Origin of the sequence: Pyxidicoccus fallax (assembly GCF_012933655.1) — a bacterium.
Taxonomy (GTDB): Bacteria; Myxococcota; Myxococcia; order Myxococcales; family Myxococcaceae; genus Myxococcus; species Myxococcus fallax.
In genome coordinates this window covers 1-8,798 of the sequence record NZ_JABBJJ010000440.1, presented here as the reverse complement: position 1 = coordinate 8,798, position 8,798 = coordinate 1, and the positions used below count along the sequence as shown (strand labels likewise).

At 71.2% G+C, this 8,798-nt stretch carries 8 protein-coding genes and 1 pseudogene; 6 read left to right on the top strand and 3 right to left on the bottom strand.

Going from position 1 to position 8,798, the window contains the following annotated elements; translation table 11 throughout:
* Positions 1–1,352: TadA family conjugal transfer-associated ATPase (locus HG543_RS48145; protein ID WP_169351707.1), on the bottom strand; the 1,352-nt coding region annotated here is incomplete at its 3' end.
* A gap of 204 nt (positions 1,353–1,556) precedes the next feature.
* Between HG543_RS48145 and HG543_RS48140 the strand changes: the two genes are divergently transcribed.
* The gene (locus tag HG543_RS48140) at positions 1,557–3,224 is read left to right on the top strand and encodes a methyl-accepting chemotaxis protein (RefSeq protein WP_169351706.1); all 1,668 of its coding nucleotides are present in this window, start codon (positions 1,557–1,559) and stop codon (positions 3,222–3,224) included.
* A gap of 220 nt (positions 3,225–3,444) precedes the next feature.
* Positions 3,445–4,122 (top strand): uracil-DNA glycosylase, encoded by a 678-nt coding sequence (gene ung, locus HG543_RS48135; protein ID WP_169351705.1) that lies wholly within the window; start codon positions 3,445–3,447, stop codon positions 4,120–4,122.
* Positions 4,123–4,137: 15 nt separating this feature from the next.
* On the opposite strand, the gene HG543_RS48130 is transcribed toward ung, so the two are convergent.
* Entirely contained in the window at positions 4,138–4,341 is a 204-nt protein-coding gene (locus HG543_RS48130; protein ID WP_169351704.1) for a hypothetical protein, read from the bottom strand.
* Positions 4,342–4,508: 167 nt separating this feature from the next.
* Between HG543_RS48130 and HG543_RS48125 the strand changes: the two genes are divergently transcribed.
* The 4 genes from HG543_RS48125 (at position 4,509) to HG543_RS48110 (ending at position 8,067) form a co-directional block, all read left to right on the top strand.
* On the top strand, positions 4,509–5,012 hold the full coding sequence (locus HG543_RS48125; RefSeq protein WP_169351703.1) for an RNA polymerase sigma factor: 504 nt from the start codon (positions 4,509–4,511) through the stop codon (positions 5,010–5,012).
* On the top strand, positions 4,999–5,535 hold the full coding sequence (locus HG543_RS48120; RefSeq protein ID WP_169351702.1) for a hypothetical protein: 537 nt from the start codon (positions 4,999–5,001) through the stop codon (positions 5,533–5,535). Before HG543_RS48125 ends, HG543_RS48120 begins: the two co-directional genes overlap by 14 nt.
* Before the next feature lie 70 nt (positions 5,536–5,605).
* Positions 5,606–6,562 carry a TolB family protein gene (locus HG543_RS48115; protein WP_169351701.1) on the top strand — a complete coding sequence of 319 codons (957 nt, stop codon included), beginning with the start codon at positions 5,606–5,608 and terminating at the stop codon, positions 6,560–6,562.
* 701 nt (positions 6,563–7,263) lie between these two features.
* Positions 7,264–8,067, top strand: a complete 804-nt coding sequence (locus tag HG543_RS48110) for an acyl-CoA thioesterase (RefSeq protein WP_169351700.1) — start codon at positions 7,264–7,266, stop codon at positions 8,065–8,067.
* A 550-nt stretch (positions 8,068–8,617) separates the two neighbouring features.
* Here the strand turns inward: HG543_RS48110 and HG543_RS57095 are convergent.
* A pseudogene (locus HG543_RS57095) lies at positions 8,618–8,770 on the bottom strand (TetR family transcriptional regulator); the annotation flags it as partial.
* Positions 8,771–8,798 lie beyond the last annotated feature (28 nt).

Here is an 8,798-nt window from a genome sequence, read left to right as displayed (position 1 = left end):
GAGCGGGCGGGAGGCTCGGGCGGACGCGGCCTGGCGCCGGACGGCGGGGCGGGGTGGCTGACGGGCACCTGCACCTGCGCGGAGGCCTTGGCCGCCTTCGCCTCGCGCGCCTGCTGCTTGAGCTTCTCCTCGAAGTCGGCCCACTCCTGCTTGAAGTGGGACGGGTCCGGCCGTCCCTCCTCGCGGTGCTTCAGCGAGGGCGCCCAGCGCACGTTGTACGCCGAGCCGGCGAGGAAGGTGGGCGGCGGCGGCAGGCCGTAGGTGGCCGGGTCGAAGAACGTCTCGTCCAGGTCCGGGAAGCCGTACGCGCGCGCCTTGGACACGAAGCTGGGCACGATGCCCGTGGGCGCGTGGTAGCCGAGGATGTGGCCGTCGTCGTCCTTGGCCACCGGCGTGAAGACGAAGATGTCCTGCGTGCGGTAGTCGCCCTTCTCGTTGAGGGGGAGCACCTCGGACAGGGCAATCGTCTTGCGGCTGCCGTCGTGCAGGCGCTCGCAGCAGATGATGAAGTTGATGGCGCTGGCCACCTGCGCGCGGATGGCCACCATGGGCAGCTCCACGCCGGACATGAGGCACAGCGACTCGATACGGCGCAGCGTGTCCGTGGGCGTGTTGGCGTGCGTGGTGGCCAGCGAGCCGCCGTGGCCGGTGTTCATCGCCTGCATGAGGTGGAAGGCCTCGCCGCCGCGCACCTCGCCCACCACGATGCGGTCCGGCCGCAGACGCAGCGCCGAGTGCAGCAGGTCTCCCATGTCCACGCCGCCCTTGCCGAACTTGTCCGGCGGCCGGCTCTCGAAGGCCACGACGTGCGTCTGGTTGAGCTGGAGCTCGGCCGAGTCCTCGATGGTGAGGATGCGCTCCTCGTCCGGGATGAGGGACGAGACGATGTTGAGCAGCGTCGTCTTGCCGGAGCCCGTGCCGCCGGACACCAGCATGTTGAGCTTGGTGGCGATGCCCGCCTCGATGAGCCGCGCCATCTGCGGCGTCAGCGAGCCGAACTTCAGGAGCGACTGGACGGTCAGCTTCTCCTTGAAGAACTTGCGGATGGAGATGGTGGTGCCCTTGCGCGCGATGGGCGGCAGCACCACGTGGATGCGGCTTCCATCCGGCAGGCGCGCGTCCAGCCGGGGGCGCTCCTCGTTGAGGACGCGGCCGACGAACTGGGCCATGTTGCGAGCGGCCCCGAGCAGCCCCTCTTCCGTGAAGCTGGCGTCGGTGCGCGTGAGCAGGCCCTTGCGCTCGATCCAGATGTCGGTCGGGCCGTTGATCATGATCTCCGACACCGACTCGTCGTCCAGGTAGGGCAGGACGGGCTTCAGGAAGGCGCGGAGTGACTCGGTGTACATCGTCATGGCGCCCGAGAGGCTAGCGCGCCCGGCGCCTCATCCCAACATCCCGTCCTGGCTGCCTGCCTGCTACTTCCAGTGTCACTGTCACGGCCCCGCCCCAGGGCGGGGGCACCCCTTGGGTGGGCCCGCACCCGCACTGCTCGTCCGGACGGCGAGCGGCTTCGGGTCACGGGCATCCGGGGAGCGGTGTCATCTAGAGTAGGCGTCATGTTGAAGACAGTCCGCCGCAGCTTCCTCTTCAGGCTCTACGCGGCGATGTTGATTTCGGGAGCGCCGCTGCTGCTCCTCTTCCCGCTCTACCTGCTGCCCACCATCCGCGCGCAGCTCATCGAGGCGCAGCACCGCGGCCTGAAGCAGACGGTGGAGAGCGCCACGTCCATCCTCACGGCCTACGAGGCCCGGGTGCGCGCCGGTGAGCTGTCCAAGGAACAGGCGCAGGCGCAGGCGGCGGCGACCATCGGCCGGATGCAGTTCGACGGCACGAATGGGTACTTCTGGATTCTCGACTACCAGACCCGCCTCGTGGTGCACCCGCTGTTCCCCAACTCGGCGGGCCGGGACGTGTCGGACGTGGAGCTGACGGGCAACAGCCGGCGCATCTTCAAGGAGATGGTGGACGGCTCGAAGGCGACGGGCGAGGTGCGCCTGTCCTACGCCACCCAGAAGCTGGGCTCCGACGAGGAGGTCCGCGACAAGCTGACCTACGTGCGCCGCTTCGAGCCCTGGGGCTGGATTGTCGGCAGCGGCATCTACCTGGAGGACGTGGCGGGGGAGCTGGCCGCCGTGGAGCGGCAGATTCTGTGGGTGCTGGCGCTGACGGTGGTGCTCACCGCGGCGGTGGGCGGCATCATCTCGCTGCGCATCATCCGCCCGGTCCGCCAGCTCGCCGAGGCCGCGCGCCGGGTCAGCTCCGGGGACTTGAGCGTGAGCGTCGAGCCGCGGGGCGGCGACGAGGTCGCCCAGCTCACCCGGGACTTCAACACGATGGTCTCCGGCATCCAGGGCATGCTCACCGAGGTGCAGCAGGTGTCCGGCTCCACCGCCACCGCGGCGGACGAGATTCGCCAGGCCGCCGAGGCGCTGAAGGCGTCCTCGAAGGCGCAGTCGGACCAGCTCACGCAGATGACCGGCGCGGTGCGGGAGATGGACCAGGCGCTGGCGCTCAACACCCGGAGCGCGCGCTCCACGGTGGAGGTGGCCGCGGACAACGGCCGCGCGGCCCGCGAGGGCGGCGAGGTCGTCCAGCTCACGGCGGCGAAGATTCAGGACATCGTCCGCGTGGTGGAGCAGTCCACGGGCACGGTGCAGCGGCTGGCGAGCACGAGCCGCACGGTGCAGGAGATGCTCCAGCTCATCCGGGACATCTCGGACCAGACGCACATGCTGGCCATCAGCACGGCCATTGAAGCGGCGCGGGCGGGAACGCAGGGCAAGGGCTTCGCCGTCGTGGGCGCCGAGGTGCGCAAGCTGGCGGAGCGCTCGCGCGAGGCGGTGCTGCGCATCGAGGCGCTGACCCAGCAGAGCCAGGAGGACACCCTCAAGGCCATGGACCAGATGCAGTCGGGCCTCGACGAGGTCCAGGCGGGCATGAACCTGTCGGCCCAGACGGGCGCGGCGCTCCAGCGCATCATGTCCAGCGCCGAGAGCATCCAGGACCGCATCCGGCAGATGGCGGAGGCGCACTCCATCCAGTCCGACAACAGCTCGCTGCTCGCCACGCGCATCCAGACGCTGTCCCAGGGCGCGGAGGGCGCCGTGGAGGACGTGGAGCGCATCGCCGGAGCGGTGAACCAGCTCCACGCCCGTGCCCAGCAGTTGCGCACGCTCATGAGCCGCTTCTCGGCCGCGCCGGCCTCCCGCTCCACCGCCGCCTGAGCGGCTCCATCCCGAGGCGCCAGCGTCCGGCGCGGGGCCCTGGCGCGAGTGCGCGGCCGGTCCGGCCATGAAGGCGGGACACCTGCCCGGGGCGGACACGGGGCGCTGCCGCGAGACTTCGGCCCGTCTGCGAAAAGCCCTGGCCCTACGTGGCGGGTAGGTGCATAAATGCCCCTGCTGCTGGATAGGGCCAGGCGCCCGGCGGGAGAGGGACGGAACCATGTTGGCGGACAGGCTGCCCGAGGACTGGAAGAGGGAGCTGCGCACGGTGCTCGCGTCACCGTCGTTCCTGGAGCTGGAGCGCTTCGTCGCGGAGGAGCGCGAGTCGGCCACCGTCTTCCCGTCGGAGGAGGACCTCTTCGCCGCGTTCCGGCTGACGCCCTACCAGGACGTGAAGGTGCTGCTGCTGGGGCAGGACCCGTACCACGGGCCGGGGCAGGCGCATGGGCTGGCCTTCTCGGTGCAGCCCGGCGTGCCGCCGCCGCCCTCGCTGGTGAACATCTTCAAGGAGCTGGAGAGCGACCTGAAGCTGCCGCGCCCGAAGGACGGCTCGCTGATTCCGTGGGCGAAGCAGGGCGTGCTGCTGCTCAACGCGGTGCTGACGGTGCGGCAGGCGGAGCCCAACAGCCACGCGGGACACGGCTGGGAGGACTTCACGGACGAGGTCATCCGCGCGGTGAGCGCGAAGTCGGAGCCGGTGGTGTTCCTGCTGTGGGGCCGCTACGCGCAGAAGAAGAAGAAGCTCATCGATGCGAAGCGGCACGTGGTGCTGGAGGGCACGCACCCCTCGCCGCTGTCCGCCAGCAATGGCTTCTTCGGCAGCCAGCCGTTCAGCAAGGTCAACAAGGCGCTGCGGGACAAGGGGCGCGAGCCCGTCGACTGGCGCCTGCCCGCGTGACGAGGGCCCCGCGACTCACCGCGCGCTTCGAATGACGGCGTCCATGCGCGCCAGCTCGGCGGCCTGGAACGCGACGGGCGCCTGGGTGAGCTGCGCGGTGAGCGCCCCCCCGGCGAGCACGAACAGCACGCTCTCCGCCTTCTCCCCCGCGAAATACCCCAGCAATTGCGCCTGCATGCCCACGGACTCGCCTTCCCGCCGCGAGCGGGCCTCACTCATCCCGCTGGTGGGTGACCCTGGGTCATCGGATGGGTGGCTCGTGGTCATTCGTCAAATGGAAGGCGGCCTGTCACGCTTTTGCCGGCGCGGCCTAGAGAGGGAGAAGGGCGGCTGACGAGGCAGGCACGGACGTGGACTCCGCGGCACGGCAGGCACTGCAGGGGTGGATGGCGAGGCTCGCCGACGGCGACCGGAGCGCGTTTGCTCCGGCCTTCGGGGTGCTGCACCCGTTGCTCGTGCGCTTCTGCGCGCGGCTGTTGCCGGACGGGGCGGACGCGGAGGACGCGGCGCAGGCGGCGTTGCTGAAGGTGTTCACCCGGGCGGCGGACTTCGATGCCTCGCGCGACGTGCTGCCGTGGGTGTTGTCGCTGGCGGCCTATGAATGCCGCACGTGCCGCAAGGCGAGGCAGCGGCGGCGCGAGGACGCGGCGCCGGACGAGGCGCTGCCGGACGACGGAGAGGGGCCTGAGGCGCGGCTCGCGGGCGCGCAGCTCGCGGCGGCGCTGCGGGACGTGCTGGACGATTTGAGGCCGGAGGACGTGGCCACGCTGGCCGCGGCGATGGGAGAGGCGGAGCGTCCGGCGGTGCCGCCGGCCACCTTTCGCAAGCGGGTGGAGCGGGCCATGACGCGGCTGCGGGCCGCCTGGAGGACGAGACATGGAGTCGAGTGAGCTCGCCCGCCGCGCGAGGTGGGCATACGAGAAGGGCCGGCTGGTGCGGGCGCTGCCGCTGGGGGGCTACGGCGGGGTGCTGGTGCTGTGCGCGGTGACGCTGCGCTCGGGCGTGGGGCCGGGGACGCTGGCGCTGGGCGCGGCCTTCACGGCGCTGCTGGTGGCCTATGGCTGGCGGGGTGGGGTGCTGGGGCGCGCGGTGGTGCCGGGCGTGCTGGGCGGGGTGATGCCCCTGCTGGTGCCGCCCCTGGTGGTGGCCTTCGGGCACGTGTGCGCCTCGGGCTGTCGCTCCTTCTGCCTGCTGGCCTGCGTGGGCGGCGGCTTGCTGGCGGGATTGCTCATCACCCGCGCGTCGTCGGAGGTGCCGGTGGGCGAGCGCGGCCGCTTCGTGCTCGCGGCGAGCGTGCTCGCCACGCTGTGCGGCGCGCTGACCTGCGTCCTCTATGGCCTGTCCGGCGTCATCGGGTTGATGACAGGCCTGGTGCTCGCGTCCGCGCCCGGGCTGGTGCTGCGTCGGGCCTGAGAAACACCTGAACCACGCTTCACCTTCCCCGCCGCTTCCTTCCGGAGGAGGCGGGACGCACGGGAGAGTCATGTCCACCGTCGCTTCGCTCGCGTTGCTCGTCTCGCTGTCCGCCTCGCCGGCCGCCGCTCCCCAGGCGCCGCGCGTCTTCGCCCCCGACGTCGTGTCCAGCGCCAACGAGGAGTTCGGCGCCGCCTTCACACCGGATGGCAACACCGTCTACTTCAACCGCGCGGACCCCACGCGCTTCACCTTCCAGCTCGTCATGGTGAGCCACTTCCGGAATGGGCGGTGGACGAAGCCGGAGGTGGCGTCCTTCTCGGGGCGGTGGCGGGACATCGACCCGGCGCTGTCGCCCGACGGGAAGAAGCTCTTCTTCGCCTCCAACCGGCCGGTGAAGGAAGGCGAGCCGGTGCGCAAGGACTTCGACGTGTGGATGGTGGAGCGCGAGGGCAACGGATGGAGCGCGCCACGCCACGTGCCGGAGGTGAGCACGGACGAGACGGAGACGAACACCTCCGTCACCGCGGACGGGGCGCTCTACGTCACGCGCACGCCCACGAGCCCGGGAGGCAAGCGCGCCATCTACCGCCACGGGTGGAAGGACGGCCGCTTCGGTCCGGGCGAGAAGCTGCCGGCGCCCGTCAACGATTCGGTGCACGGGGCGGGCAATCACTACATCTCTCCGGACGAGCGCTATCTCCTCTTCAGCTCGGAGGAGCGGCCCGGCAGCCTGGGCCGGTACGACCTCTGGGTGTCCTTCCGCGAGGGCGAGAGCTGGAGCACGCCGCGCAACCTGGGCGCGGCGGTGAACCGGGGCGACGTGCTGACGCCGGTGGTGGTGCCGGCGCGCGGAGTGCTCGTGTACGCGGCGCGCCTTCCCTTCCAGATGGAACCGCGTGCGAAGCCGTACACCACCGACGAGTTCGAAGCGCGCCTGCGCTCGCCGGGCAACGGCCAGGGCGACCTGTACGAGGTGGCCCTCTCCGCGGTGGGGCTGCCCACGGACAAGGCGGCGGCGCGCTGAGGACTCGGGGTGATGCGCCGTGTCCGCAGTGACGTTTCTTACGAACAAAGCGGCGCGCCCTGAAGGCTCGTGGTGGTGTGTCAGTGTCCGTGATGAGGCTCCCCAAGGACACGGCGGCGGCTCGTCAAAGTGCGTCGTGATGGCCCCGTGCCAGGGGTGAGTGGCCCCAAGGACACGGCGGCGGGTGCGCCGAAGATTCGGGGTGATACGCCCCTGTCCGCGGTGAAGTTCCCCACGGGCAAGGCGGCTGGCGCGCCGAAGATTCGGGGTGATGCGCCCATGTCCGCGGTGAAGTTCCCACGGGCAAGGCGGCTGCGCGCCAAAGATTCGGGGTGATGCGCCCATGTCCGCGGTGAAGTTCCCACGGGCAAGGCGGCTGCGCGCCAAAGATTCGGGGTGATGCGCCCATGTCCGCGGTGAAGTTCCCCACGGGCAAGGCGGCGGGCGCGCTGAAGGTTCGGGGTTGGGCACCCGTGTCCGAGCTCAGGTACCCCACGGACAAGGCGACAGGCACGCTGAAGGTTCGGGTGATGTCCCCATGTCCGCGGTGGGGTTCCCCACGGACACGACGGTATTTCGCCGGGCGTGCGGTGTGACGAGGAGCCCGTGGATGCGCCGGTGCCACACTCAGCGTGTGCGGCCAGGCGCCATGCGCGCGGTGGGTCCACCGGAGCCGCCGGCTTGATACGGTGCGACGCGACATGACCGCCGCCTTCCTCGCCGCCACCACGCCCGAGCCTCTCGCCCCCGGCCGCTACCACATCCGCTTCACCGCGCCCTGGTATCAGGGAAAGGGCGCCTTCGGAGGCGTGGTCGCGGGCGCGGCCCTGCGCGCGCTGGAGCACCACGTCGGCGACGCGGGGCGCCCGGTGCGCTCGCTCACCGTGCACTTCTGCGCGCCCGCGGTGGAGGGCGACGCGGAAATCCTGACGCGCATCGAGCGCGCGGGACGGCTCGTCACGCATGCCACCGCGCGGGTGGAGAACGCGGCGGGCGTGGTGTGCATCGCCAGCGCCACCTTCGGCGCGGCCCGCGGCGGGACGCTGGAATACTTCGACGTGCCGCGCCCCCAGGTGCCGCCGCCGCACGAGGTGCCGGCAGTGCCGGACGACGTGCCCCTGCCCACCTTCTGCCAGTTCTTCGAGTACCGCTTCTGCCTCGGCGGGGCGCCGTACTCGGGAGGGCCAGTGGCGGAGACGGGCGGGTGGATTCGCTCCAAGGACCCGCTGGTGCTGGACGCGCCGCTGTGCGTGGGACTGATGGATGCGTACCCGCCGTCGGTGCTGTCGCGCGTGGATGGCTTCCAGGCCTCGGCGAGCGTGGACTTCCGGGTGGACTTCTTCCACGCGCTGCCGCGTCCGGGCCTGGGCGCGGATGCGCACTTCCTCCGCACGGGCCGCTCGAGCCAGGCGGCCGGCGGCTACGCGGAGGACTTCCAGCAGCTCTGGACCCAGGACGGCACGCTGCTGGCGCAATGCCGGCAGCTCTTCGCCCTGTTGGGGTGAGCGCGGGGTTGGCGGGAGCATCGGCTTCGAGGTCTTCCGGGGCGCGGTTGTCTTCAGTCCCGGAGTCTTCCGTCGCTCCATCCGGCGGAGGCGTGCCATTGCCCCGAGGGCCCGCCTCCTCCTCCGCCGCCAGCGCCTTCCAGAGAACCCGCCCCAGGCGGATGACGTTCTCCAGCGCGCCCTGCTCGTCCCCCCGCGCCACTGCCCGCACCAGCTCCGCCAGCGCCCCCCAGATGAGGCCCTCACCCACCAGGACGCTTCCCGGCGCCAGCGCTCCCACGCGCTCACCGTGCGCCAGCACCTCCCGCACCAGCTCCCGGGCCTGAGCGCCAAGGGCTTCCGGCTCCAGCGAGTCCGGATGCCAGTGCAGGAAGGTGAAGTGGAACAGCTCCGGCTTTCTCGTCGCGCACCACGCCAGGTCCGCCCAGAAGCTGTCGAAGACCTCGCGAAAACTGCGCTCCGGCTGCTCCGGCTCCCTCTCGAAGTCCACGCGTGCGATGCGGCAGAGTTCGGTCTCGGCCCACTGGCGCACCTTCCGGGCGAAGCCCGCCTTGCTGCCATAGAGCCGGTAAAAGCTGCCCACCGACATGCCCCCCGCCCTGGCCAGTTCCTCGGCGCGCACGTGGCCGTAGCCGCGCTCGGCCAGCGCCCCCGCCGACTCGCGTAGCGACACCTCGTACAGATGCTCCGGGCCCCACCACATCCCCATCGACGAGGTCCACGTCCCCATC

Coding starts and splice junctions, on each gene's coding strand:
- HG543_RS48140 (WP_169351706.1), top strand. CDS start 1,557: ATGTTGAAGACAGTCCGCCGCAGCTTCCTCTTCAGGCTCTACGCGGCG.
- ung (WP_169351705.1), top strand. CDS start 3,445: ATGTTGGCGGACAGGCTGCCCGAGGACTGGAAGAGGGAGCTGCGCACG.
- HG543_RS48130 (WP_169351704.1), bottom strand. CDS start 4,341: ATGAGTGAGGCCCGCTCGCGGCGGGAAGGCGAGTCCGTGGGCATGCAG.
- HG543_RS48125 (WP_169351703.1), top strand. CDS start 4,509: ATGGCGAGGCTCGCCGACGGCGACCGGAGCGCGTTTGCTCCGGCCTTC.
- HG543_RS48120 (WP_169351702.1), top strand. CDS start 4,999: ATGGAGTCGAGTGAGCTCGCCCGCCGCGCGAGGTGGGCATACGAGAAG.
- HG543_RS48115 (WP_169351701.1), top strand. CDS start 5,606: ATGTCCACCGTCGCTTCGCTCGCGTTGCTCGTCTCGCTGTCCGCCTCG.
- HG543_RS48110 (WP_169351700.1), top strand. CDS start 7,264: ATGACCGCCGCCTTCCTCGCCGCCACCACGCCCGAGCCTCTCGCCCCC.